This window comes from Paenibacillus sp. LHD-38, from assembly GCF_031157315.1.
GTDB lineage: Bacteria > Bacillota > Bacilli > Paenibacillales > Paenibacillaceae > Pristimantibacillus.
The window spans coordinates 20,816-46,477 of record NZ_JAVIFU010000051.1; the positions used below are offsets into that span (position 1 = coordinate 20,816).

Here is a 25,662-nt window from a genome sequence, read left to right on the forward strand (position 1 = left end):
AGTGGGTGTAAAAATATTCGGTGATTTCGTGTATAATAGGCAAAATGAGAGGTGAGATAGATAGCTATGCCATTTCATATCGTTTTGGTAGAGCCGGAAATTCCGGCAAACACAGGCAATATTTCTCGGACCTGTGCGGCAACTGGTACAATTTTGCATTTAGTTAGACCGCTTGGCTTTGATACGGATGACCGTACCTTGAAGAGAGCGGGGCTCGATTACTGGCATTCGGTACATATCGAGTACCATGATTCCTTTGAAGAGGTGCTGGCTGCGTATCCGCAAGGGCGTTTTTTCTATGCAAGCACGAAAGCAAGCAAGCCATATTCACAATTCGATTATCAGGATGGCGATTTCTTTGTATTCGGAAAAGAAACAAAGGGTCTGCCGCAGGAGCTAATAGATGCGAATAAGGAAACTTGTATTAGAATGCCGATGACGGATACAGTGCGTTCACTGAATTTATCCAATTCGGCAGCAATTATCGTGTATGAAGCGCTTAGGCAAAATGATTTTCCAGGACTTGAGTAAATTAGTTGCTTTATTTCTCATTTTTTGGGATTTATTAGCCAGAAAACAAAAATTTATTGCAGGATGTTAAGAAATAATGAATTTGGGAAGGAAAAGCCGTAGTGCCATCGAAAGACTATAACGCAGAGGTTTCTCAGAAATGACTTGCGAAACCAGACACAGAAGAGGTGAAAGCGATGAAACCAGCAGGTGTAGTAAGAAAAGTGGACCAACTCGGACGTATTGTACTTCCAAAATCATTGCGTAAACGTTATTTGATGAACGAGGGCGATCCCGTTGAAATTTTCGTCCAAGGTGACCATATTATTTTGGAGCGTTACCGTCCAAAATGCGTTTTTTGCGGTTCGATGGTTGAAGTTCGTGATTTCAAGGAGCGCTATGTATGTGGCGATTGTATGGAGGAAATGGCAGTTCTGCAGCGCTAATCTGCATGACGGAATGCTTTTCTAACTAAATGAAGCTTCCCGTTATGAGCTAAATGCTCTGCGGGAAGCTTCATTTTTTTGAAAAGAAGGGAAAGCATAAGACTCGGGCTTATATCTTTCATATCCTTCAACAATATGCGGATGGCGGCCAATTTCTTGACCGCCATCGACACACTTGCTATAAGCTGAGCAAAGTCGGCTTATAGACCTTTTGTTTTGTCTTCATTGTAGGAGCTGGTCAGCATCGCCGTAATGAACAACGCAAACACAGTCATGACAATAATAAAGTTCATCTGTGGGACACCTCCAAGTACGTTGTCTTTATTATAACCAACGTCGGCTAAAAAGAAAACTTTAAAAGTTGTGAACACATTGTTAACATAGAGAGTATGAGCATAGCAAGCGTTTAAGTTTGCGAGGAGGAGCATATAATATGAATTATCGTTTTTCATCCAGAGTATCACAGCTTAAATCGTCAGCGGTTAGAGATATTTTGAAGCTGACGCAAGGAAAAGATATGATTTCGTTTGCTGGCGGTTTGCCAGCTGAGGAGTTATTTCCTGTACAAGCAATCCGCGAAGCGGCTGACCATGTATTTACGGCTGGGACAGGCGCATTGCAATACGGCTTGACGGAAGGCTACATGCCGCTTCGCGAACAGTTATGCGAGCGTATGGCGGCGAAGCAAATGCATGTAAATCCGGAGCAAATGATTTTGACAACGGGCTCGCAGCAGGCGATTGATCTGCTGGTAGGCGTACTTACCGAACCAGGCGATACCGTCTTGGTCGAGAAGCCTACTTACTTGGCAAGCCTACAGGTATTCGCGCTTCATGGCTTAAAAGTGATTGCTGCAGAGAGCGACGAGGATGGAATCATCCCAGAGGATGCGGAACGTCTCATCCGGGAGCATCGTCCGAAGTTGCTTTACGCCGTGCCTACTTTCGGTAATCCGACAGGGCGCGTTTGGAGTGTTGAACGAAGAAAGAAGCTGCTTGCTTTGTGTAAGCAAAATGAAATGCCCATCATTGAAGATGATCCATACGGAGATATTACCTTTGATGAGTGTGATCAATATCCAACGCTGTTTTCGCTTGAGGGTCAAGCGGAGCGAGGCGCCGTCTTTTATACAAGCACATTTTCCAAAACGGTTGCGCCTGCGCTTCGATCAGGTTGGGCTATCGGGGACAGCAGCGTAATCGGTATGGTAGCCAAAGTGAAACAAGCGGCTGATCTTCATTCAAGCGCAATCGATCAGCAGATCTTGAGCCAATTGCTGAAAGGTTTCGATTTGGACGGCCATATCCGGCTGATTTCCAAATCATATGGCGAGCGTATGATTGAAATGCATGAGCTTCTAAAGCGGCAGGGACTGCAGGATGTTTCATGGGTTAAGCCTAAAGGCGGTATGTTCCTGTGGCTTGAGCTGCCGGACGGATTGGACGCAGAAGCGCTTCTTCGCTGCGCCGTTCAAAAGGGCGTCGCGTTCGTGCCGGGCAGCTCGTTCTATGCCGAGCATCCTCAGCGCAACACCGCAAGACTGAATTATACGTATAATACAGGTGCGCGTACGAAGCAAGGAGTGGAGCGCTTCGTAGAGGCGCTCGGCGAATTTACGGCGCGGAGCTAACAGTTGATTTCCATTCCGCAATGACTTCTCCATACTCGGCCAATGCAGCCGCGCCTTCCGGGCGCAGGCTGTATTTTCCGTGTGCAATGCGCTCGAACCAGCCATAATAGTTGTTGCGAAGCGTTTCGCCACTTCGGCTGTAGCCCGTAAAAGCGGATACTTCACGTGGGGCAAGCGGTCCAGCCGTATGAAGCGCGTATGCGCAGCGCAGAGCCTTCTCGCGGTAAGCTGTCACTAGTTTGCGGCGGGTGCTTCCGCCAACGTTGTAGTCGCCGCTGCGCTCTCTGAATTCGGTAAGCAGCTGTGCCTGCTTTCTGCGTCTTACGCCGCGCTGCGGCGGATCGCCCGGGTGGCAGAGCATTTCAATGACCGGCGGTTTTGTTTTGTAAAAGGTCACAGTCATCAAGCCAAGCCCCAGCATGCGGCAAAGCTCCGTCAAATCGCCAAAGCGTTGATTGTGAGCACCGCTTTTCTTCCGGTTCCGTTCAATGGCGAGCACGACATGACTGTTCAGACGAAGACGTTCAACCCCTTGCAGCAGCAGGGCGAGGTTGAACGTTTTTTTCATTTCGACAATTATCGCTTCATTCTGATCCGGATGGATAGCAACCAAATCACAATGGAGCACCTCACTTTTTACGGTAAAGCCAAGCTGCTCATAGTACTTCTTTATAGGGCTGTAGAGCTCTTCCTCGCGTGCGACTGCCACGTTTTTTTCTCCTCTCCACTCGTTTCAATCGAAGCATTTGCCTCCATTATAGCAAAGGAAACTGCCGGCTTGTCGTTTTTTGATGGATGATGGACAAAAATAGTGTGCAATTATCTTCCCGAATAAGCATAGGATTGTTATATCTCAATAAAAGTTGGCACCACTCGATAGAGCGTCTAGAGACAAATCCCGGGCGTAGAATGATAAGTGGAATGCGGAAGCGATGGGAGGAGGCACGGTATGGACATTTTCAAGCGAATATCGGAGTATCAGGCTGAGAGCGAGAAGCTTGCATGGACAGGAACATTCAAGGATTATATTGAATTGCTGAGGAAGGACCCGTCCCCGGCCATGACTGCACATTCACGCGTTTATGAAATGATTGAATCTCACGGGGTGGAAGCTGTTGGCGGTCACAAGCAGTATAAATTTTTTGATCAAGAAATTTTTGGGCTCGATCGTGCGATTGAGAAGCTGGTAGAGGAATATTTCCACTCATCAGCTCGCAGGCTTGAGGTTCGTAAACGGATTCTGCTGTTAATGGGTCCTGTCAGCGGAGGCAAGTCAACGATTGTTACCATGCTCAAAAAAGGACTTGAGCGCTTCTCCAGAACGCAGCGAGGAGCCGTTTATGCGATTAAAGGCTGCCCTATGCATGAGGACCCGCTGCATCTTATTCCCCATGAGCTTCGTCCTGATATCGAGAAGGAGCTTGGTGTTCGAATTGAAGGCAACCTATGCCCATCCTGCCAAATGAGGCTGCAAACGGAATACAGCGGCGATATTGAGAACGTCCTCGTTGAACGTGTGTTTATTTCGGAGGATAACCGCGTCGGTATCGGTACATTCAGTCCGTCCGATCCGAAATCGCAGGATATTGCCGACCTTACGGGCAGTATCGATTTCTCTACCATAACGGAGTACGGATCCGAATCCGATCCGCGCGCCTATCGGTTTGACGGCGAGCTTAACAAAGCGAACCGCGGATTGATGGAGTTCCAAGAGATGCTGAAATGCGATGAGAAGTTTTTGTGGAACCTGCTCTCCTTAACCCAGGAAGGCAACTTCAAAGCTGGACGGTTCGCGCTCATTAGCGCCGATGAGCTCATTATTGCCCATACGAATGAATCCGAGTACAAATCGTTTATAAGCAATAAGAAAAACGAGGCTTTGCATTCCAGGATGATCGTCATGCCGGTTCCATACAATTTGAAGGTATCGGATGAAGAAAAAATCTACAAGAAGCTAATCGCTCAAAGTGATATGCGGCATATCCATATTGCGCCTCATGCTTTGCGTGCGGCTGCGATCTTCTCTATTTTGACAAGGCTGAAGGAAACGAAGAAGCAGGGTATGGATTTGGTCAAAAAAATGCGGATGTACGATGGCGAGGAAGTAGAAGGCTTCAAGGAAGCGGACTTGAAGGAAATGCAAAATGAATACTTAGAGGAAGGCATGACGGGCATTGATCCGCGCTACGTCATTAACCGGATCTCGAGTGCGCTCATTAAGCAGGATACGCAATGTATTAATGCACTTGACGTGCTGCGTGCTTTGAAGGAAGGATTGGATAGCCATCCTTCTATCACGAAGGAAGAACGTGAGCGGTACTTAAATTTCATTTCCGTCGCGCGCAAAGAATATGATCTTCTTGCGAAGAAGGAAATTCAAAAGGCGTTTGTTTACTCCTATGAGGAGTCTGCCCGCACTTTGTTTGAGAATTACCTCGATAACATCGAGTCTTACTGCAACTGGGCCAAAATCAAGGATCCTTTAACCGGTGAGGAAATGGATCCGGATGAGCGCCTCATGCGTTCCATTGAAGAACAAATCGGCGTCTCGGAAAATGCCAAAAAAGCATTCCGGGAAGAAATTCTGATTCGTATATCCTCGTATTCCCGAAAAGGGAAGAAATTTGATTTTACGAGCCACGAACGTTTGCGCGAGGCGGTAGAGAAGAAGCTGTTCGCTGATCTCAAGGATATCGTGAAAATAACGACCTCCACGAAAACACCGGATGAGAGTCAGTTGAAGCGTATTAATGAAGTCACAAAACGGCTTATGGATGAGCACGCATACTGCCCGGTATGCTCGAATGAACTGCTGCGTTATGTAGGAAGCCTGTTGAACCGGTAAACCTTCCATGCAAGCGTTGGGGAAGCTGATAGACAATTGTCTATCAGCTTTTCTGCACGAGGAGAAGGTTTAAAAAGTATTTAAAACGTTCATACTATTTCTTGTATGTTTTCCGATATAATAGGTGGTAGTGAAGTACAATACACCGAAGGAGTCGGATTATTTGATTAAATTATCGGCAGAACGCAAGAGACAGCTTGAATACACGGGCATTACAGAGCAGGATTTAAAGGTTCTGGCTGAATGTAAGCCTATTTTTCAGAAAATTGTCGATGAAGTGGTTGACCGATTTTATGAAAGTGTCGGACAGCAGCCGGAATTGGTTGCGATTATATCGAAAGTCAGCACCATTGAACGTCTTAAGGAAACGCAGCGATGGTACTATATGTCGCTTACCGAAGGGGTAATCGATCAAGCGTATATTGATAACCGAATAAAGATAGGAGCCGTTCATTCCCGCATTGGCTTAACGACGGATTGGTATTTAGGCACCTATATGACATATCTGGACATATCATCAAGCGTACTCCAAAATGTGATTCCTGAAGGCTGGCAGGAAGTTGTACATGCTTTGACGAAATTATTTAATCTGGATTCGCAATTCGTGCTTGAAGCCTATAATCAGCATGAGCAGCAGAAAATCCAGGAGCTCGCGGACAATCGCTCCATCATGCTTACTACCGTAACCAGCGCGGTGCAGGAGCTGGCTTCGCTTATGCTTGAATTGGACGAGGGTGCACAAACTATTGCAGCAACGGCAATTTCGACTTCGCAATCCCAGGATAAGACGCATACATTATTAGGAGAGCTTCGTGAGGAGCTGGACGGCATCAATGAAATGGGCTCATTAATTCGCGGGTTGTCGGATCAGACGCATTTACTCGGGCTTAATGCCGCAATTGAAGCGGCGAGGGCTGGAGAAAACGGGCGAGGGTTCGAGGTTGTAGCGAATGAAGTGCGCAAGCTGGCCTCCTCATCACGCAATGCGCTCGAAGGGATACAGTCGAAGCTTGAAGAGATTGACAAGAAGCTGTTCGCCGTACGTCACGAGTCCGAGCAGACATCGGTCGAAGCTCGTAACCAAGCAGCTCGTTCACAGGAGCTGGCTTCGTTCGTTCAGATGGTCGATAAGGTCACGAAAGATCTACAGCAATTAAATCAATCCTAGAATAAAACGCAGCTTAGAAAAAGCAGGAATTCTCTCTACCGAGGGTTCCTGCTTTCGCGTTATATAAGTTGACACAATTTTCTGATTTTAGTATGATAATCCTAACATTAAGATGCGATTCGGTTATAATTGTTAAGTTTTTTAACATAAATATAACATAATTGATCGAATGTTTAACTTGCTCGTACCAAATCGGTGCAGCGCCCATCATGGAGGAGGCGGTTGTCATGTCGACGGCCAAACAGTCGCAATCGCAATTTTACGATTCTCAAACCTTTTACGATGAAATGTTCGATAAGGACTTTTCGGTACGTGCCCACTATGACACGGTTCATCGTTTATTTGGGAGAATGAAGCCAGCAGAGCTCGCTGTCCGTCAAAATGCGATTAATCAAAGAATGATGGAAGAGGGCATTACGTTCACGCTGTATAGCGGAGCACAGAATGAACCCCTCGAGCGAACGATTCCGTTCGATTATATCCCGCGTGTTATTCCTAAGCATGAGTGGGAAGGTGTGGATCGCGGAGTAAGACAGAGAATTCGAGCTTTAAACGCTTTCCTTCATGATGTGTATCATGGTCAACGAATCGTTTCAGACGGCATTATACCTCGGCGCATGATCGTATCCAATACTTATTTCAGGCCAGAAATGGCTGGTCTACATGTTCCGGGCGGTGTATATATTACAGCATCGGGTATTGATTTAATTCGTGACGAAAAAGGCCGTTATTTTGTGCTAGAAGACAATTTACGGTCACCGTCGGGTTTTTCCTACCTGTTTAAGGGCAGAACGTTAATGAATGAGTTATTCCATGATTTATATTTATCCAGCTCCGTGCAAACCATTGACCGCAGCTTGAACTGCTTCTTAAGCTCGCTCCGCGTGCTTTCTCCAAACGGCAAACGGGATCCTTTGATCGTCTTGCTAACACCAGGCGCTTATAATTCTGCCTATTACGAGCATACCTTTCTGGCTCAGCAAATGGGCATTCACCTCGTTGAAGGCAGAGACCTTGTTTACAAAGACCACAAGATTTTTTTGCGAGATTTGCGAGGTCTCCGTCAGGTAGACGTGATTTACCGACGCATCGACGATGATTTCCTTGATCCTCTAGCCTTTCAGCCTGACTCCTTCCTAGGCGTGCCTGGACTCATGAATGCTTATCGTGCCGGAAATGTTGCAATAGCCAATGCACCGGGAACGGGGGTAGCAGACGATAAAGCCGTTTATGCGTATGTTCCGGACATGATTCGTTACTATTTGGGCGAGGAGCCTCTCTTGCATAACGTTCCTACGTATATATTGTCGCGTAAGGAAGAACGCGAATATGTGCTTGATCATTTAGATCAGCTAGTGGTGAAAGAAACATCGCTGTCGGGCGGCTACGGGATGCTGATTGGGCCCAGCGCTACTTCAAAAGAGCTTCAAGCGTTCGCGGAAGCCATTAAACGCGAGCCGGGTCGCTATATTGCACAGACTACGATGAAGCTGTCTCGCGCACCAGTCATGGTCGATGGCGGCATGACGCCGCGTCACATCGATTTACGTGCTTTTGCCTTGATGGGTGAGGATACGCATATCATTCCGGGAGGTTTAACGAGGGTTGCAATGACAGAGGGTTCACTTGTTGTCAATTCTTCACAAGGCGGCGGCGTCAAGGATACGTGGGTCCTTAATCGATAAATATGGAGGGAATGCGATGCTGAACCGGAATGCAGAGGCATTATTTTGGATTGGGCGTTATATGGAGCGTGCTGAGAACCATGCTAGATTGATTGACGTTCATTATCATCTTCAAGGAGATGAAGTCACCATGGGCATCGACGGGAATCCCGAGAACGAAGCGGCTGAGCCTTATTTGAAATGGGCAAGGATCGTGGACGCGTTAGGCAGCCGGGAGGACTATGAGCAGCAATATGACAGCTATAATGAACGGGATGTGCTTTTCTATACGACGCTGGACCGGGATAATTCCAACTCCCTAGTCTCGTGTGTCAGCCATGCTCGCGGCAACTTGCGCACGCTGCGCGAGAAGGTGCCAAGCGAAATGTGGGATGTGACGAATGCCTTCTATTTATGGCTGAGGGAGAAGCAGCCGGATGATTTGCTTCGCGAATCTCCGCATCTATTTTTCGGGAAAATCAAGGAATGGACAGCATTGTTCCAAGGGGTTAGCCAATCGGTCATGCCGAGAGAAAATGAATGGCATTTCATTGAATGCGGCCGATACCTGGAGCGATCAGAAAATACGCTGCGAATCATTAAAGCCGTAGGCAATGCGGCAAGCGGCGATGGCTGGAACAGCGCGAGCGCTTATCCGTACTTGCAAGCAGTCTTGCGTTCCGTTAGCGGCTATCAAGCATTCCGTCGTTATTACGCAGACGGGATATCGGTGGAAACCATTGTTGAATTTGTCGTGCTGAACAGCGCTTTTCCGCGTTCTCTTCATTTTGCGCTGCATACGCTTGATGATCATATGCGGCATATCGAGCTGCAGGATAAGCAGTTGCGAACTGCTCATGAGAGAGTTATCCGTCAAGTGGGCAAGGTGAAAGCCGATTTGGCTTGCTTGGAGCGTGAAGATATGGTTATCGATCGGGGCGGAACAATCGTTGCCCATTTGCTCGATGCTTGCCAGCAGCTGGGGATGGCGTTCGCCAAAACCTTTTTTCGAATGGGGGAAGCAAGCGCATGAAGCTGAGTATTTCGCATGTGACCAAATACGAGTACGCGGACGCTGTTACGGACAGTGTCAATGAGATCAGGCTTACACCAAGCACGAATGAACGGCAGTCCTGCTATCAGCAGGCAATCTCGATCGAACCGAATGCCTCCTTGTTCACTTACGAGGATTATTTCGGAAATCGGGTGCATGCGTTCTCGGTAAACGGACCACATAAACGGCTTACGATACGAACATCCATGACGGTCGTAACAAAACAGGCGCCAACCTCAGAGGAGAGAGCCCAATACTTAAGCAAGCGTTCGCCGGAACAAGCTTGGAGCTGGCTGAAAACAGACGCTGCGGCCGACCGGTTTACCGAATTTCTGTTGACGACAGAATATACTGCAGTCACGAGTGAGGTAGAGCAATTCGCGGGTGAAATTTCGGGTAAGGACGAGAATGGGCCTACGAGCGTACTGGACTGGTTGAGTGCGTTATCGACCAAAATTAGAACGGAATTCATTTACGATCCTGAAGCAACGGACGTAAAGACAAAAACTTCAGAAATGTTTCTCAGCAAACGGGGCGTATGCCAGGATTTTGCGCATTTGATGATCGCAAGCTGCAGGGCTTACCACATCCCTTCCCGTTACGTGAGCGGTTACCATTTTGTTGGAGATTTACAGGGCGGAAGCGCGGATTTTGAGCAGGCATCTCATGCTTGGGTAGAGGCCTTCGTGCCTGGTCTCGGCTGGTGCAGCTTCGATCCGACGAATGTTGATCCAGTCGGAGAGCGTTATGTGAAGCTAGGTCATGGACGGGATTATAAAGATATCGTGCCGGTTAAAGGTGTTTATAGAGGTACAGGCGAGCAAGTGCTGCATGTATCAGTTGATGTAAGAAATGAAGAGGATTAACAGATGAATAATCAGCGATAAAAGGAACAGTGACCCGCTTAAGCGGCTTGGGGTCGACTGTTCTTTTTTGTTCGGTTTAATGAAATATAAACATTTTTCCATGTATGTTTAATTGCCAGCAGCGAACCTTATAAACATCAAGCAGGAGGTGTTTTGGGGTGTTGAGATTTTTGAAGCCAATTGTTACTACATTCATGGTTGTGGTGTTAGGCTGTTCATTGGCAGCATGCGGACAAAATAATACAGTGAAAGAAAATGCGATTCGGACAAAAAATGAAATGCATCGTTTGGAAACCAAGTCTTTGCCAAACGGAATGAAATCAACGCACAACGCCAAAGAACTGGCGAATCGAGCTGATCAAGTAACTGGCGTGAACAAAGCGACGGTCTTCTTGCATAAAAAAGAGGCACTCGTTGGCCTTGATGTAACCGATACGGGAAAACGGGCGATTATCGAGAAACAGGTTTACGCTGCTTTAATAGGCCAATATCCCGAATTTAATATCCATGTAACTTCTGATCGGGGGATACAGGAGAAGATTGGAAAACTTGATAACGGTTTGACGAATGGACATCCTGTGAATACCTTAGCTCATGATGTGGCTGTCATCATACGTGCTATTGGCAACGCGGTAACCGCGCCAATCAAATAGAGAGATATATTCTGTTATCTATCGGCAGCTTCCTCGAGAGCTGCCGACCTCTGCATGGAATACATACGAATATTTTCACACCTCGTAAGTTAATTTCGAATTTAATTTCGAATCTTCTATAACCTGATTTATCCCATAAATCCCGCTAAGGGGGAATTCAAAATAAAAGAAAGGAGCATGATCGTAGATGAATGACGAGAAAATAGTGGAAGAAATTAGGAAGCGGGCGGTTAAGCTCGAAAGTGCAGACGATCTCGACTTGATCGTTCAAGCGGTCGGAGATGCTGATTTTGTTCTGCTTGGGGAAGCCTCGCATGGCACCTCCGAATTTTATACGCTGCGTGCGGAATTATCAAAGCGTTTAATCCTTGAAAAAGGTTTCTCCTTTATCGCCGTGGAAGGGGACTGGCCCTCTTGCTACACATTGAACCGTTACATTAAGCAATACGCAGGCTCTGCCGCAAACGTCAGAGAAGCGCTCCGGGATTTTAATCGCTGGCCAACATGGATGTGGGCGAATAACGAAGTGATGGATTTCACGGAATGGCTGTATGATTTTAACCGAGATAAAACGGCAGAAAGAAAAATCGGCTTTTACGGAATTGATGTATATAGCTTATGGGAGTCTATGGAGGAAATTATCAGCCATCTGAAGAAAACGGGATCTCCGGAATTGGGGGCTGCACAAAAGGCTTTTGAATGTTTTGATCCCCACAACCGCGATCCTCAAAAGTACGGGGTTTCGGCAGCATTCTTATCAGAAGGCTGCGAGGAAGAGGTGGTCAATCTATTGAAAGAGCTTCAGACCAAAAGGCAGCTTAGCAGGGGAGAAGATGAATCGCCTTTAAGCGATGAATTGAATGCCCTGGTTGCAGTGAATGCCGAACGATACTACCGGTCTATGGTACAAGGCGGTCCGGATTCCTGGAACGTTCGGGATCGGCATATGGTTGAGGCGCTTAATCGCATTAAAGCCTTTCACGGAACGGATGCCAAAGTCATTGTATGGGAGCATAATACGCATATTGGCGATGCGAGAGCGACGGATATGGAGGCCGATGGGATGGTGAACGTAGGGCAATTGCTCCGCGAGCAGCATGGCGATGAACGGCTATTCATTGTGGGATTCGGCACGCACCGAGGAACTGTGATTGCTGCTGATCATTGGGGCGGCGAAATCAAAGCGATGAAGGTACCGGAAGCTCAGCTAGGCAGTTGGGAAGATTTACTGCACAAGGCAGATGCCAGCGACAAGATCCTGGTGTTTGACCATGACTGTGAGCCTTTCCTTGAGCCAATGGGGCATCGGGCTATAGGTGTCGTATTCAATCCTCGACTTGAACGCGGAAACTATGTTCCGTCTAGTATGACCGAGCGATATGATGCTTTTGTCTATGTAGACGAATCGCATGCGCTCACCCCTCTGAAGCAGGAGATATATCACTATTAGGCCTTCCACAAGAAGTGCTCTGAAATAGCCTAATGCGTGCCTAATACGAGTATAAACTGAACGAGTCGGTATAAAAGACCCTTATTATTTCAGCCACTGCTTTAAAAAAGTGATGAAGGTATCGATACAGGAATGCAAAAAAAAGCATTTAGCGAGCTATATGCAGCAGGCAAAATAAAACAGGGTGCCCTATAGGAGCACCCTGTTTATGATATCCGAAGTTGCCATTGTTGGACCCCTATCAGAATTTGTGGGATAGGTGAAACACTGTTAACAATCGGGTAATACTGATGGTAATGAATGTGTAAAAATAGCAACGATCCGCTTGATCATGTTACAATTACATTAATATGATACGTAAAATCAGAAGGAGGTCGAACATCGTGTCAAATCCGGATGAGAAGAAAATCCACACCTATCAAGATTGGCTGACCTGGGACGGAACGTGGGAGTTAATTAACGGCAAAGCCTATAATATGTCGCCGGCTCCGACCTCGTTGCATCAATTTATTGTTGGTGAGCTTCATTTCGCTCTGAGGACATTCTTTCAGAATCGGAGCTGCTATGTGTTCGTTGCTCCATTTGATGTATTCTTCAGCGAGAGTGAAGATTATCAATCACCTGACCACGTCACACAGCCCGATCTTTCGGTCGTTTGTTCAAAAGAACAAATATCCAAGAATGGCTGTCACGGTGCGCCGACCATAATCATTGAAGTGCTGTCACCATCTACCGCATTGAAGGACTTCAATGAGAAGTTCAACTTATATCAGAAGTATGGGGTGCAGGAATATTGGATTGTCGATCCTGGCAATCGAACGGTTCATGTGTATGCACTGCAGGATGGCAGTTACCAGGTACGTCATTTGTATACGGAGCAGGAAACGATTCAATCGATCGTATTTAAAGAATTGCAAGTACCAATGAACAAGCTGTTCAGTATGGAATAACAAATACGATCAGCAGTCGAAATAGAACAGGGTGCCCTTAGGGGCACCCTGTTCATGTTTGGAAATCAGTTAAACAAACTTCCGGCTCGTCTTCTTCCCATCACAGCTAAACACGATCTTTTTATCCTCAACGAATGTCTCGAGATGCACGTTTTTCCCCCAAAGCTGAACGACATGCGGCAGCGTACGCTCCACATATTTGAGATCAAGCTCCATACCCTCGTATTCATGAATCAGGTAAAGCTCGCCAACACGGTTGAAGTCCCCATCCTTAACCATTAAGCTCGGAAAACCGCCGTTTACTTTGGAATAGACGAGCTGATCGCGAATGTTCTCCCAAGACTTATCGGTAATCTTCCATTCCGGCCCCTTTTTCTCGAAAATATAGAGATCGAGGTCGTTCACTAAATCCTTCGTCAAATAATTGCGGAGGAAGGAGATGTCGGAATCCAGCTCGCGCACCTCGAACATTTTCTCCCTGCCTTTCCCGGGAACGCGGCCAAAACGCCTTTGTTCTTCCTTGGTCGGGTTATCGAAGCGTCGCTCAATATCCTCAAATATTTTGAGCCCTAAATAGTAGGGATTCAGGCTGTGCCGGGATGGCTGGACGACGGAGGAGTTCAGCTTGGCAAACTCGATCGTCTCATCGCTCGTCAGATCCAGCTCGCGGATGATGCGTTGATGCCAGTACGAAGCCCAGCCTTCGTTCATGATTTTGGTCTCGATTTGCGGCCAGAAGTAGAGCATCTCATCGCGGAGCATCGACAAAATATCACGCTGCCAATCTTGAAGGGTAGGCGAATATTCTTCAATAAACCATACGACATCCTTCTCGGGACGCGGAGGGAAACGCTTGGCATCCGCGGCCTGGGATTGAGCGGCAGAAGCGGCGGCAGCAGTCCGATCGGGATCGAGATTCCATAGGTCGTCATACTGGGAAGCGGGAATGTTCCACTCGGAGCGCTCGCTGTCCTTCTGAACCATCTCAATGTAGCGCTTCTTATCAAGCTGGTAAGGCTTAATTAGGGTGGGATCGACATGCTCCTGAATCGCAAGGATCGCATCGATAAATTTCTCAACGGCTTCCGTGCCGTGATCCATTTCATATTGATGAATCCTGTCAGCCGTAGCGGACATACTCTCGACCATATTGCGGTTGGTCACGCCGAAACGGGCATTGTTTTTGAAAAAATCGCAGTGAGCGAGCACGTGTGCGACGATGAGTTTATTTTGAATTAAGGAATTGCCTTCAAGCAGGAAGGCGTAGCAGGGGTTGGAGTTAATGACGAGCTCATAGATTTTGCTTAGGCCAAAATCGTATTGCATCTTCATTTTGTTGAAGGTTTTGCCGAAGCTCCAATGGCTGAAGCGGGTCGGCATGCCATAAGCGCCAAACGTATAAATGATATCCGCAGGGCAAATCTCGTAGCGCATCTGGTAAAAGTCGAGTCCAAAGCCCTGTGCAATTTCAGTTATTTCATCGATGGATCGCTCCAGCGCGCGAATCTCATCCTGTTTCATCCGTCATCCCTCCGCATTCGAAAATACGATTCATACCATGTTTATGAATAAATGGCCAAGGTTATGACGATAGTCAGCTTTATCCGCATGGCGGAAAAAGATTTCAGTTTCATTTAAGCTTCGTTTCAGATTGTTCTCAGATTGTTACATTACAATGCGTAGTGTGGATTAATGGATGAGAATCAGAACAGATGCCGTCCGCGAAAAAATCTAGGAGGGAAAGAGATGAAAAACAAAAAGATAGCCATACTGGCAGCAGTAATTGTTATCGTGATTGGCGGTACCCTTTATTATGCTTATGATCGTTTGACCGGTAATCATGTAGAAATTGAAAGTATCATAGCGGAAGCACCAGCAGTAGACAACAGCGGTGTTGTTTCGGGAAATACAGGGGATACAGCCAATACTGAGCAATCGGAAGATAATGCCGCAGAAACCTCCGGCGATGCAGTCGACGTAGATGGGACGTGGACGATCGGTACCGATTCAAAGGTGTATTTTTCGGTGACAACCTCTAGGGATACGGTCAACTATGAAATTGATAAAGTAACAGGCTCATGGGAGCTGAATGCGGCTGATCCTGCTCAGACGAAGGCAGAAGGTACCGTTGATGTGACGAGCATGGACTCTGGAAATTCGCAGCGGGACAAGCATATTTCAGAGGCGGAATATTTAGATACGGCACAGTTTCCGAATGCATCATTTAAGGCAACTTCTTTTGACGGACTTCCGACAGCATGGAAATCAGGCGAGGTACACGATGTAAGTATTACAGGTGAGCTAACGGTTAAGGGAATAACAAAGGAAGTTGTTTTTACGGGACAAACCTCATACGATCAAGAGGCGTTAAAGCTTGAAGCAAGCACGGTCGTCACCTTTGGTGACTTTGGCATGAAAAATCCGCATACAGTCGTTATGGATACGGAAAATAATCTTACCGTCGAGCTGAGGCTTCTACTAAGCAAATAAAGCAGCTGACTGTAAAGCGGAGACGCTTTCCTAGGAAGACTAAACACGAAGCGATATAATAAAAAACCTTTGCAGAACCGCTTGCCGGAGTTTTATCTCCGAGCGAAGCCAGGTTTTTCAAAGGTTTTTTTCATTTTGTTTTATGCCGTACATGGCCTGGTCGGCGTCGCTGATCAGGTCTTTTAAGCTGTTGCTTGTACCCTGCATGGAGCTTATGCCAATGCTTGCGGAAATACGAATGCTATGTCCGTCAATCGTGAAAGGCTCTTTAATCGAATCCTTTATTTTACCGGCTACAAATTCGATATCCTGATTATCAACCAAATGCTGAAAGCAAATTACGAATTCATCTCCGCCATATCTAACGAGTATGTCAGTTTTGCGGACACTCTGTTTAAGTCTTGCAGAAATTTGAAGCAGCAGCAAATCGCCGATATCATGGCCGAATGAATCATTGACCTCTTTAAAGTCGTCGATATCGATAAACATCACGCTAAACTGCTTGTCCGAGCCATTATAGTACAGATGAGACAAATACCGCCGGTTGTATAAGCCGGTTAAACTATCTGTGACGCTTGCGTTTTCCAGCTCTAGAATATAAGCGAAAAAAGCGGCCATTGATTCGAGGAAACCAAGCTGCCTCTCATCTAATTGAATAGGCTCGCTGCTTAATGCGCATATGGTTCCGATAGGTTGACCATCATTTGTTTTTATAGGAATTCCGATTAGCGAACATGCTCCAAGCTGCTGAGTGATCGGTAATGAGGCAGTACGCTGATCATCAAGTGTGTTTGTTATGACTAGTAGGGGCGCGGATTGCTTCACAATGAGGCTGCTGTAGCTTTGTAACAATGGGAGTTGTGGGCTGCTTTGCGCTAAAATCTCATGATGGTTTAATGCCCGGATGATTCTGCTTCCATGACCATCGTTTGCTGAGATGAATAGTGTGTCTACTTGTAGAAAGTGCTTCAAGGTGTCAATGATGTGGTCGGCTGCATCTTCTAGTGAGCGTGTGGGTCTGCTCATGTTCTCAACTCCTGCCGTAGTGTTGAAACAAAGGATTTACCTTATAGTTCCATAGTAGTCTAAAATGAGGACTAACTCAAGAAACTAATGATAAATATTAGGAAAATTGAACTACTTTTTTACACGCGTAAAACTTTAGACGCATATTAGGGGGAGAATGACCTATGAAAATCTATTGAATTAATATATATATTATTTCATATATACTAAAATTAATACTTGAATTAATTACGAACCTGTAGTTAAATAATAATAGAAGATTGTATTAATGCTCAACTAACTAATTAATGAAACTATTAATTGATGTGAGGTGGATGATCATGGCAGACAAAGCAACAATGATCGTGGATAAGGATTTTCAAGTTGGAGAAGTAGATAAACGTATTTACGGTTCATTCATAGAGCATCTTGGGCGTGCCGTTTATGGAGGCATTTACGAGGCTGACCACCCGCAAGCAGACGAGCAAGGTTTTCGTTCCGATGTACTCGAGCTTGTAAAGGGACTTGATGTTCCGATCGTCCGTTATCCAGGAGGTAATTTTGTATCCGGTTACAACTGGGAAGATGGCGTCGGCCCGGTAGACCAACGCCCGAAAAGACTTGAGCTTGCTTGGAGGACGGTCGAGCCAAACTGGATCGGATTCAATGAGTTTATGGACTGGTGCAAAAAGGCGAATACAGAGGCAATGATGGCGGTTAATCTAGGTACTCGCGGCATTGATGATGCACGTAACTTGATTGAGTACTCCAATCATAAGTCAGGCTCGTATTGGAGCGATCTGCGTATTCAGCACGGTTACAAGGATCCGCATTATGTAAAAACCTGGTGCCTGGGTAATGAAATGGACGGGCCATGGCAAATTGGCCATAAAACGTCAGTAGAATATGGCCGCCTTGCTAACGAAACAGGAAAAGCAATGCGTTGGGTCGATCCAACGATCGAGCTAGTCGCATGCGGAAGCTCGCATATCGGTATGCCGACATTCCCGGAATGGGAATCCACGGTGCTCGATCTGGCTTATGATACAGTAGATTATGTTTCTATTCATCAATATTACGGAAACCCGCATAACGATACGCAAAACTTCTTAGCGCAATCCATGAGCATGGATTCTTACATCAATACGGTTATCTCGACCTGTGATTTTGTGCAAGCGAAGAAACGCGGCAAGAAAAAAATCAATCTCTCCTTCGATGAATGGAATGTATGGTTCCACTCCCATTCGCAGGATAAAAAGCTTGATCCTTGGCAAATTGCTCCACCACAGCTTGAAGATGTGTATAATCATGAGGATGCACTTGTGGTTGGCTGTATGCTGATCAGTATGCTGAAGCGTGCTGACCGCGTGAAAATGGCTTGTATCGCGCAGCTGGTTAATGTTATCGCTCCAATCATGACGCAAAACGGCGGTCCTGCTTGGAAGCAAACGATTTATTATCCGTACATGCACGCTAGCATTTTCGGCCGCGGAACGGTTCTGGTACCGCTTGTGAAATCGCCGAAACATGATACGAAGGATTTTACTGATGTTCCTTACCTGGAGACGGTAGCTGTTCATAATGAAGAAAAAGAGGAAGTGACGATTTTTGCGGTTAACCGCAATATCGACGAAGCACTGCCTTTTGAAATCGATCTTCGCAGCTTCGGTGCTTTCCGGGTTATCGAGCACATTGTGCTTGAGCATGAGGATCTGAAAATGACAAACACAGCAGATGCGCCTAACCGCGTAACGCCGCATACGGCAGGTAACGCTTCTCTTGCAGACGGCGGAAATATTCAAGCGACGCTCAGCAAAGCATCATGGAACGTTATCCGTATTAAACTTTCATAAAAACAGAACGGGGTATCCGGAAGCCAAGATTGCGGCTTTTGGGATGCCCTTCTCTTGTTATAGAATAGAGAGAGGAGGGGTCAACGATGATACATGCAAATACAAACGAAGAATGGCTGCCTTTATATGAAGCTTTAGCGAGCCCGGTCAGGCTTTCCATCATAAATCTGCTTGCTACGGATATGATGAATGTCAAGGAGCTTGCCGAGGCGATTGGCTTAAGCAGCGCGATTGTAACTATGCATATCCGGAAGCTGGAGAAGGCGGGAATCGTTCAAACCAAGATGGTTCGAAAGCAGGGAGGCACTCACAAAATATGTACCCTGGCGGAACGTTCCATCGCTATTGAACTACCGCATCCTACGCTGGATGTGAAGAAGGTGCATGATGTAAGCGTGCCTGTTGGACATTTTACAGAATTCGAGGTGTTTCCGACCTGCGGCATTGCTACGGTGGACAAGCTGATCGGGCAATTTGATGACCCGCGCTTCTTTTTGGAGCCGGAACGGATGAATGCCGGCATTTTGTGGTTCGGCAAAGGCTACGTGGAATACAAGGTACCGAATTACTTGCTTGCAGGACAGCGTCCTATTGCGCTGGAAATCACATTGGAGCTAGGCTCTGAGGCGCCGGGCGTGAACGAGAACTGGCCGTCGGACATTAATTTCTCTCTTAATGGCAAGGACATTGGCATGTGGACGAGCCCTGGCGATTATGGCGAGGTTAGAGGACGGTTCTCACCTGCTTGGTGGGGCGAACGCGTCAATCAATACGGATTGCTCAAGGTGATACGCATACAAGAGGACGGTACCCTAATCGACGGACAGCATATGTCGTCCATTAGTATCGGAGAAATTGGGCTGGAGCGCAATTTTTGGACATTCCGAATAGGAGTGAAAGAGGATGCCCTGCATGTTGGCGGCTTAACCTTGTACGGAAAAGGCTTCGGTAATTATAATCATGACATTATGTTTCGAGTCTTTTACGAGGATGTGCGCGGCGTTTAAAGCAGTTTAGCTGCTTTGGACCCGTGCCTTACCCGGGATCGCCTCATTAACCTCCCCGTTATCCAATGTCCAGTCATCTCCGTTTATTTTTATATTCCGCTATGCCATTTCTAAATTCTAGAAGATATAATGAGAGTAATAGCTAGTATAAGCCATTATTACTCGGAGGATCCAAGATGCTGACGATGTTCACTTTTCTCAAAAAGTACCGTTTGGCTGCTTGTGTAGCGCTGCTGCTGATGCTGGTAGAGCTCATGGTGGAGCTGCTTCAGCCTTTTATTATTTCCAAAATCATTGATGACGGCATTGGCAAGGATAATTTAACGGTTGTACTTCAGTGGGGTGCTTTCTTGATTGGCTGCTCTATTATTGCATTTGTAGTAGGGATTCTCAGCTCCTTCTACGCCTCACATGTCAGTCAAAGCTTTGGTTTTGATTTAAGGGAACGTTTATACGAAAAGGTGCAATCGTTCTCGTTCGCGAATTTTAACCGTTTTCCGGAATCATCGCTAATTACCAGACTTACAAATGATGTATCGCAGCTGCAAAATACGGTCTTTATGGGCTTGCGTATCATGCTTCGTGCCCCGCTGCTCGTCATCGGAAGCATCGTAATGGCCTTTGTCGTCCAGCCTAAGCTGGCAATTTGGCTTGTCGCTGTTATTCCGTTCCTTGGTGTTTTTCTGCTTTGGGTACTTAAGAACGGCGAAAAATTATTTCGCTCCGTACAGCAGCAGCTCGATCAAGTGAACAGCGTAATGCAGCAAAATTTGATCGGAATGAGAATTGTCCGCGTATTCGTACGCATGAGGCATGAAGCTTCAAGGTTTGCTCGTTCAAGCGAGCAGTTGATGGACCGGACCGTTGCAGCGCTTCGCCTAACGGAGGTTACGATGCCTATCGTTCTTCTTTTTATGAACGCGAGCGTCATGGCTGTGCTCTGGTTTGGCAGAATTGAGCTTGATACAAACGGCGCAACGGTTGGTGAAGTTATCGCTATCGTCAATTATGCGACAAGAACGACTGCTGCGTTATCCATTATGTCAATGATCGTGGTCAACTTCTCAAGAGCTCGCGCATCGGCTCAACGGATTGAAGAGGTTGTGTTAACAGCTATCGACTTGACCGATACGTTGGAAAGTGACGAAGGCGTAAAGCTGCGAGAAGGATATGTTTCATTTAAGAACGTATCGTTCCAATATCCGGATTCGGACCAGCATGTGCTGCAGCATATTTCCTTCTCGGCAAAGCCTGGCGAGACGATTGCGATAATGGGAGCGACCGGTTCAGGGAAAACCTCTCTCATCCAGCTTATTCCGCGTTTGTACGACGTGCAGTCTGGAGAAATAGGCGTGGATGGCAAAGATAATCGTTTAATGAAGCTGGAGCAGCTCCGCAAGCAGATTGGATATGTGCCGCAGGAGATCATGCTGTTCACGGGAACGGTGGAGGAGAACATCCGCTGGGGTAAAGAGAACGCTACCCTTGAAGAAATTATGGAAGCAGCGAAACTTGCTCAGATACATGACACGATAATGAAGCTGCCGGAGCAATACGATACGATTGTTGGTCAAAAAGGCGTCAACTTATCAGGCGGACAGAAGCAGCGTCTTACGATTGCGAGAGCATTGGTGCGGAAGCCGGTTATTTTGCTGCTGGACGATAGTACGAGTGCATTGGATGTTAAGACCGAATCGGCGCTTCTGCAAGCGCTTAAGCAAATCAAATGCACAACGTTTCTCATTACGCAAAAAATAAGCTCCACGGTGTCAGCCGACTCCATTCTGCTTTTAGATGAAGGGCAGCTGCTGGCACAAGGTAAGCATGAGCAGCTCATAAGGCAGTCAGCCTTATATCAAAAAATTTATGAATCACAGTTCGGGAAGGAAGGTGTATCCCGTGCTTAAACATTTAAAAGAGCCTTTTCAATATGCGAAGCCGCTTGATGGAAAAGAGGCAAAAGCTAAAGATCAGATGGCCGGAGGCCCTGCCAGAAGCAAGCCGCGGGCGAAGAATATGTCCGGAACGCTAAAGCAAATGTGGAATTATCTCATTGAATATAAAGGAAAATTAGCCGCAGTCATCATCATGGTGTTGTTAAGTTCCGCTTTTTCCTTGCTCGGTCCTTATTTGGCAGGCACGGCAATCGATCATTTTTTGATCAACCGTGACAGCGGTTTTATCGTATTTCTTATTGGAATGGCGATCGTTTATGTGTTTCATTCTGTCACGATGTGGTTACAAAGCATATGGATGATAACGATATCACAGAAAACCGTATACCGTATGCGCGTTCAATTGTTTGAGCATTTGCACAGACTTCCGATACCTTATTTCAGCAAACGCCAGCATGGGGAGCTTATGAGCCGCGTGACGAATGATATTGAAAATGTCAGCGCATCTTTAAACAGCTCCGTTATTCAAGTGTTTTCAAGCATGCTTCTGCTAGTTGGAACGGTGAGCGTCATGCTGTCGCTTAGCCCGTTGTTGACTTTGCTGACATTTCTTGTTGTGCCGATTATGGTGCTGGGAATGAAATGGATAACGAAGCAAACGGGACGATTGTTCAAAGCGCAGCAGCGCAATCTTGGCGATTTGAACGGCTATATTGAAGAGACGCTGTCTGGACAGCGCATCGTGAAGGCCTTTTCCCAGGAGCAGACGGTCATTGCTGCTTTCAAGGAGCGTAACGAAAGAATACGCGTTTCTGGCTTTTGGGCGCAGACGATTTCCGGCTTCATTCCCAAGCTGATGAATGCGCTCAACAATTTGAGCTTTGCCATTATAGCCGGGATCGGCGCTATTTTTGTGCTGAATGATCAAATTACGGTAGGTACGATTATCATATTCGCGGAGTATTCGAGACAGTTTACTAGGCCGCTTAATGATCTCGCCAATCAGTGGAATACGCTGCTATCCGCGGTTGCCGGCGCAGAGCGTGTGTTTGATGTGTTAGGAGAGGACGAGGAACGGTCAGACGAGGGATCTGCAATAGAGCTTGGAGAGGTAAAGGGGAGCGTTATATTTGATCAAGTAACGTTCGCTTACGAAGGACGGGCATCTACGATTAACGATGTAAGTTTCGAATTAACCCCGGGAGAGACCGTCGCGCTAGTAGGACCTACCGGAGCGGGGAAAACAACGTTGATCCAGCTGTTATGCCGCTTTTATGATCCAAGCTCTGGCAGCATCCTGATCGATGGACACGATTCCCGCATGATCAAACGCGAAAATCTGCGCTCGCATATGGCATTTGTGCTGCAGGATCCTTTTTTGTTCGAAGGCACGATAAATGAGAACATTCGTTACGGCAAGCTCGATGCAACGGATGCGGAGGTAGAAGAGGCTGCGAAGCTTGCTAATGCGCATTCGTTTATCACGCGTTTGAAATCCAGCTATAATACCGTGCTTAAGCCGGATGGCAGCGGGATCAGCCAAGGACAGAAGCAGTTGCTTGCGATTGCTAGAGCCATACTTGCCAATCCTTCCATACTAGTACTTGATGAAGCGACAAGCAGTATCGATACCGTTACGGAAATCAAAATCCAAGAGGCACTGCAGCGTCTCATGCAAGGCCGGACAAGCTTTGTTATCGCCCATCGACTGAACACCATCCAGCAGGCTGATCAAATTGTGGTCCTTCAGGATGGTGCCATTATTGAAAAAGGATCCCATTCACAGCTTTTGGCACATCAAGGCTTCTATAGTTCCTTGGTTAACGGACAGCTTAGGAATGGCATGTTGAACGAAACGAGCTAATCGTATTGCAGCCATCATTTTAGTTAAACAGGAACGGAAATTGCAACTATTTTTAGGGATTGAAAGTATAAGTAGGTATAACATGGAGGTGGGATGTATGACTATTGCCCAGTGCGCCAACTGTGGAAAGGACAACGATGTCGATCCGAACAGGTTAATGGTTATAGAATGCTCCGCATGTGGCTCGAAGCTCATCGAAGAGTCCGTTCCGTTTGAGATTGCGGAGGAGGAGCTTAAGACATCCTTGGACTTGAGTAAAGAAAAACCGTTAGAGGAAGTCGACATAAATAAATGGATCGGCAAAATTGGGGACCACGAGAAACAAACGAAGTACGTAGAAGAAGGGTTTTGGGCAAAGGTGAAGCGCCATGCAGCTAAAGTGCCGTTTGCTAAGGAGGTTGTGACGCTTTATTATTGCTCGGCTGATCCCAAAACGCCGTTTTCAGCCAAGGCGACGGCAATTGGCGCCTTAGCTTACTGGATCTTGCCTTTGGACCTTATTCCTGACTTTCTGCCGGTAGCCGGCTTTGTTGACGATGCAACGGCCGTGTTTATTGCTTACAAAGCGATCAGCGGTCAAATTACGGATGACCATCGTGAAAAGGCGGAGCAGTTTTTTGTATTAAATAAAGGTGTGAAGCTGATTAACCATCAGCAATAAAATAGACGCAAGCAAGAAGGATGACCCTGCGAACTTATTCGCCTTGGAGTCATCCTTTTTCATGTGCGGGGGAGTATGCAATTAGAATAAACTCCAATCGAACTCACGCGATAAAGATTCCAGAAGCGCGACACCGGCAATGCTGTTTCCTTTCCGATTCAGTGAAGGGCCTATCAATCCAATACCGTATCTCCCAGGCACCAGCGTTAAGATACCGCCGGATACGCCGCTTTTTGCAGGCAAACCGACTTGGATAGCAAACTCGCCAGACGCATTGTACATTCCGCAAGTGATCATGAACGTTTTGGCGATTTGGACGTAACGACGGGGGATAAGTTCTTCTCCTGTAAGCGGGTTTTTGCCATTATGGGCAAGCACCAAAGCCATTTGAGCTAAATCCGTGCAGGTAACGCTAATGGAGCAATGCCGGAAATAAACGTCGAGAACATCCTCGACCGCACCTTGCAGCACGCCGTTGTCTTTTAGAAAATAAGCCATCGAACGATTTAAATTAGCGGTAGCGGATTCGGAACGGTAAACATCCAGATCGTAGTTAATAGATTGATTATTAGAAAGAAGCCGTATGAAATCAAGCACGCGATCGGATTTTTCTGCGGGATCCTTACCTGCAATTAAGGAAGAGATTGCAATCGCACCGGCATTGATAAGGGGATTAAATGGGATGCCCGGCTGTACAAGCTCAAGCTTGAGCATGGAATTAAAATTGTCGCCGGTAGGCTCCATACCGACTTTGTCAAAAACAGCTTCTTCTCCGTTATCCATGAGCGCAAGAATGAGTGTGAAGACTTTAGAAATACTTTGCATGGTAAAAGATAGTTCTGTATCGCCAGCGGAAATGGAGTATCCTTTTGAATTAATCAAGTGTATTCCCAATGCGCATATTGGCGATTTGGACAACTCAGGAATATATGAGGCTACCTTGCCATAGCTGCATTGTTGCCTGCTTGATTCCACCCATTGCGGCAGAAGGGCCTCGATACGTGCGATTTCAGATAATGACATTTTGTTACCCCTCCCGTATAAGCTTTTAGAATGGATCGAATGATTTGTTATATTACTTATAATTTTATAACAACAGCCAAGCTAATATAAAGTCGTTTTACTGCTAGGTAGAGCAGATGAATAAGTGTGTATTTTGAAGCCCAAAATCACAAAAAACATGATTTAAAAAGTTTTTTTGAATAAACGCTTGACCAATTGGGCGGCAGCATGATATATTCTAATTCCGGCCGAGAGAAACATGCGGACGACAAGCAAAACAAGCGTCACAAACGAAAGAAAAGATTGCTCTTTGAAAACTGAACAACGAGTAATAACTGCCTCGCAAATCCTTCGGGATAAGCGAAAAAGCGATAAAAAGTAATGAGCATTTCAAACACATGAAGCTTTTCTCATCGACATCGCGTCGATGCGAAAACTTCCATTTGGAGAGTTTGATCCTGGCTCAGGACGAACGCTGGCGGCGTGCCTAATACATGCAAGTCGAGCGGATCTTGTCCTTCGGGACAAGATTAGCGGCGGACGGGTGAGTAACACGTGGGTAACCTGCCTGTAAGACTGGGATAACATTCGGAAACGAATGCTAATACCGGATACGCAGCTTGGTCGCATGACCGGGCTGGGAAAGATG

The 25,662-nt window shown here is 46.5% G+C and carries 21 protein-coding genes and 1 rRNA gene; 18 read left to right on the forward strand and 4 right to left on the reverse strand.

The features are described 5' to 3' along the window. Positions 1-66 precede the first annotated feature (66 nt). The 3 genes from trmL to RCO25_RS28650 all read left to right on the forward strand — a co-directional run bounded on the left by trmL (position 67) and on the right by RCO25_RS28650 (position 2,586). The gene (gene trmL, locus RCO25_RS28640) at positions 67-531 is read left to right on the forward strand and encodes a tRNA (uridine(34)/cytosine(34)/5-carboxymethylaminomethyluridine(34)-2'-O)-methyltransferase TrmL (RefSeq protein WP_308999492.1); all 465 of its coding nucleotides are present in this window, start codon (positions 67-69) and stop codon (positions 529-531) included. Positions 532-707: 176 nt separating this feature from the next. Next, on the forward strand, positions 708-956 hold the full coding sequence (locus RCO25_RS28645) for an AbrB/MazE/SpoVT family DNA-binding domain-containing protein (protein ID WP_308999493.1): 249 nt from the start codon (positions 708-710) through the stop codon (positions 954-956). 433 nt (positions 957-1,389) lie between these two features. Next, the gene (locus RCO25_RS28650) at positions 1,390-2,586 is read left to right on the forward strand and encodes an aminotransferase-like domain-containing protein (RefSeq protein WP_308999494.1); all 1,197 of its coding nucleotides are present in this window, start codon (positions 1,390-1,392) and stop codon (positions 2,584-2,586) included. Here the strand turns inward: RCO25_RS28650 and RCO25_RS28655 are convergent. Then, entirely contained in the window at positions 2,570-3,295 is a 726-nt protein-coding gene (locus RCO25_RS28655) for a DUF2161 family putative PD-(D/E)XK-type phosphodiesterase (protein WP_308999495.1), read from the reverse strand. The genes RCO25_RS28650 and RCO25_RS28655 overlap by 17 nt on opposite strands. Positions 3,296-3,535: 240 nt before the next feature. Between RCO25_RS28655 and RCO25_RS28660 the strand changes: the two genes are divergently transcribed. From RCO25_RS28660 to RCO25_RS28695, 8 genes are all read left to right on the forward strand, one after another. After that, positions 3,536-5,431, forward strand: a complete 1,896-nt coding sequence (locus RCO25_RS28660) for a PrkA family serine protein kinase (protein ID WP_308999496.1) — start codon at positions 3,536-3,538, stop codon at positions 5,429-5,431. 130 nt (positions 5,432-5,561) lie between these two features. Beyond that, complete coding sequence (locus tag RCO25_RS28665) at positions 5,562-6,599, forward strand: globin-coupled sensor protein (protein ID WP_308999497.1); 1,038 nt, start codon at positions 5,562-5,564, stop codon at positions 6,597-6,599. A gap of 227 nt (positions 6,600-6,826) precedes the next feature. After that, positions 6,827-8,284, forward strand: coding sequence for a circularly permuted type 2 ATP-grasp protein (locus tag RCO25_RS28670; protein ID WP_308999498.1), 1,458 nt, complete (start codon positions 6,827-6,829; stop codon positions 8,282-8,284). A 16-nt stretch (positions 8,285-8,300) separates the two neighbouring features. Continuing rightward, entirely contained in the window at positions 8,301-9,296 is a 996-nt protein-coding gene (locus RCO25_RS28675; RefSeq protein ID WP_308999499.1) for an alpha-E domain-containing protein, read from the forward strand. Next, positions 9,293-10,183, forward strand: a complete 891-nt coding sequence (locus RCO25_RS28680; protein ID WP_308999500.1) for a transglutaminase family protein — start codon at positions 9,293-9,295, stop codon at positions 10,181-10,183. Before RCO25_RS28675 ends, RCO25_RS28680 begins: the two co-directional genes overlap by 4 nt. Before the next feature lie 158 nt (positions 10,184-10,341). Then, positions 10,342-10,836, forward strand: coding sequence for a YhcN/YlaJ family sporulation lipoprotein (locus tag RCO25_RS28685; RefSeq protein WP_308999501.1), 495 nt, complete (start codon positions 10,342-10,344; stop codon positions 10,834-10,836). A gap of 187 nt (positions 10,837-11,023) precedes the next feature. Next, entirely contained in the window at positions 11,024-12,286 is a 1,263-nt protein-coding gene (locus RCO25_RS28690) for an erythromycin esterase family protein (RefSeq protein ID WP_308999502.1), read from the forward strand. A gap of 350 nt (positions 12,287-12,636) precedes the next feature. Next, on the forward strand, positions 12,637-13,236 hold the full coding sequence (locus RCO25_RS28695; protein WP_308999503.1) for a Uma2 family endonuclease: 600 nt from the start codon (positions 12,637-12,639) through the stop codon (positions 13,234-13,236). A gap of 69 nt (positions 13,237-13,305) precedes the next feature. Here the strand turns inward: RCO25_RS28695 and RCO25_RS28700 are convergent, their stop codons facing one another. After that, positions 13,306-14,757, reverse strand: coding sequence for a SpoVR family protein (locus RCO25_RS28700; RefSeq protein WP_308999504.1), 1,452 nt, complete (start codon positions 14,755-14,757; stop codon positions 13,306-13,308). 225 nt (positions 14,758-14,982) lie between these two features. Between RCO25_RS28700 and RCO25_RS28705 the strand changes: the two genes are divergently transcribed. Continuing rightward, entirely contained in the window at positions 14,983-15,726 is a 744-nt protein-coding gene (locus RCO25_RS28705; RefSeq protein ID WP_308999505.1) for a YceI family protein, read from the forward strand. A 117-nt stretch (positions 15,727-15,843) separates the two neighbouring features. Here the strand turns inward: RCO25_RS28705 and RCO25_RS28710 are convergent, their stop codons facing one another. Beyond that, complete coding sequence (locus RCO25_RS28710; protein ID WP_308999506.1) at positions 15,844-16,752, reverse strand: sensor domain-containing diguanylate cyclase; 909 nt, start codon at positions 16,750-16,752, stop codon at positions 15,844-15,846. Positions 16,753-17,072: 320 nt separating this feature from the next. Between RCO25_RS28710 and arfA the strand changes: the two genes are divergently transcribed. The 5 genes from arfA (at position 17,073) to RCO25_RS28735 (ending at position 24,011) form a co-directional block, all read left to right on the forward strand. Then, positions 17,073-18,584, forward strand: coding sequence for an arabinosylfuranosidase ArfA (gene arfA / locus RCO25_RS28715; protein WP_308999507.1), 1,512 nt, complete (start codon positions 17,073-17,075; stop codon positions 18,582-18,584). Positions 18,585-18,670: 86 nt separating this feature from the next. Continuing rightward, the gene (locus RCO25_RS28720) at positions 18,671-19,591 is read left to right on the forward strand and encodes an ArsR/SmtB family transcription factor (RefSeq protein WP_308999508.1); all 921 of its coding nucleotides are present in this window, start codon (positions 18,671-18,673) and stop codon (positions 19,589-19,591) included. Between the two features lie 176 nt (positions 19,592-19,767). Further along, positions 19,768-21,498 carry an ABC transporter ATP-binding protein gene (locus RCO25_RS28725; RefSeq protein WP_308999509.1) on the forward strand — a complete coding sequence of 577 codons (1,731 nt, stop codon included), beginning with the start codon at positions 19,768-19,770 and terminating at the stop codon, positions 21,496-21,498. Then, positions 21,491-23,350 carry an ABC transporter ATP-binding protein gene (locus tag RCO25_RS28730; protein ID WP_308999510.1) on the forward strand — a complete coding sequence of 620 codons (1,860 nt, stop codon included), beginning with the start codon at positions 21,491-21,493 and terminating at the stop codon, positions 23,348-23,350. The genes RCO25_RS28725 and RCO25_RS28730 overlap by 8 nt, the downstream gene beginning before the upstream one ends. Positions 23,351-23,447: 97 nt before the next feature. Then, a complete protein-coding gene (locus RCO25_RS28735; RefSeq protein ID WP_308999511.1) occupies positions 23,448-24,011 on the forward strand; it encodes a DUF1232 domain-containing protein in 564 nt (187 codons plus the stop codon). An 81-nt stretch (positions 24,012-24,092) separates the two neighbouring features. Here RCO25_RS28735 and glsA read toward each other — a convergent pair whose 3' ends face one another. After that, a complete protein-coding gene (gene glsA / locus RCO25_RS28740) occupies positions 24,093-25,034 on the reverse strand; it encodes a glutaminase A (RefSeq protein ID WP_308999512.1) in 942 nt (313 codons plus the stop codon). 419 nt (positions 25,035-25,453) lie between these two features. On the opposite strand from glsA, the gene RCO25_RS28745 reads away from it, so the two are divergent. Beyond that, positions 25,454-25,662: ribosomal RNA gene (locus RCO25_RS28745) — 16S ribosomal RNA — on the forward strand; the annotation flags it as partial.

Bases quoted from the DNA above. Each gene is read 5' to 3' on its own strand.
- trmL (WP_308999492.1), top strand. From the start codon at position 67: ATGCCATTTCATATCGTTTTGGTAGAGCCGGAAATTCCGGCAAACACA.
- RCO25_RS28645 (WP_308999493.1), top strand. From the start codon at position 708: ATGAAACCAGCAGGTGTAGTAAGAAAAGTGGACCAACTCGGACGTATT.
- RCO25_RS28650 (WP_308999494.1), top strand. From the start codon at position 1,390: ATGAATTATCGTTTTTCATCCAGAGTATCACAGCTTAAATCGTCAGCG.
- RCO25_RS28660 (WP_308999496.1), top strand. From the start codon at position 3,536: ATGGACATTTTCAAGCGAATATCGGAGTATCAGGCTGAGAGCGAGAAG.
- RCO25_RS28670 (WP_308999498.1), top strand. From the start codon at position 6,827: ATGTCGACGGCCAAACAGTCGCAATCGCAATTTTACGATTCTCAAACC.
- RCO25_RS28675 (WP_308999499.1), top strand. From the start codon at position 8,301: ATGCTGAACCGGAATGCAGAGGCATTATTTTGGATTGGGCGTTATATG.
- RCO25_RS28680 (WP_308999500.1), top strand. From the start codon at position 9,293: ATGAAGCTGAGTATTTCGCATGTGACCAAATACGAGTACGCGGACGCT.
- RCO25_RS28690 (WP_308999502.1), top strand. From the start codon at position 11,024: ATGAATGACGAGAAAATAGTGGAAGAAATTAGGAAGCGGGCGGTTAAG.
- RCO25_RS28695 (WP_308999503.1), top strand. From the start codon at position 12,637: ATGATACGTAAAATCAGAAGGAGGTCGAACATCGTGTCAAATCCGGAT.
- RCO25_RS28700 (WP_308999504.1), bottom strand. From the start codon at position 14,757: ATGAAACAGGATGAGATTCGCGCGCTGGAGCGATCCATCGATGAAATA.
- RCO25_RS28705 (WP_308999505.1), top strand. From the start codon at position 14,983: ATGAAAAACAAAAAGATAGCCATACTGGCAGCAGTAATTGTTATCGTG.
- RCO25_RS28710 (WP_308999506.1), bottom strand. From the start codon at position 16,752: ATGAGCAGACCCACACGCTCACTAGAAGATGCAGCCGACCACATCATT.
- arfA (WP_308999507.1), top strand. From the start codon at position 17,073: ATGGCAGACAAAGCAACAATGATCGTGGATAAGGATTTTCAAGTTGGA.
- RCO25_RS28720 (WP_308999508.1), top strand. From the start codon at position 18,671: ATGATACATGCAAATACAAACGAAGAATGGCTGCCTTTATATGAAGCT.
- RCO25_RS28725 (WP_308999509.1), top strand. From the start codon at position 19,768: ATGCTGACGATGTTCACTTTTCTCAAAAAGTACCGTTTGGCTGCTTGT.
- RCO25_RS28735 (WP_308999511.1), top strand. From the start codon at position 23,448: ATGACTATTGCCCAGTGCGCCAACTGTGGAAAGGACAACGATGTCGAT.
- glsA (WP_308999512.1), bottom strand. From the start codon at position 25,034: ATGTCATTATCTGAAATCGCACGTATCGAGGCCCTTCTGCCGCAATGG.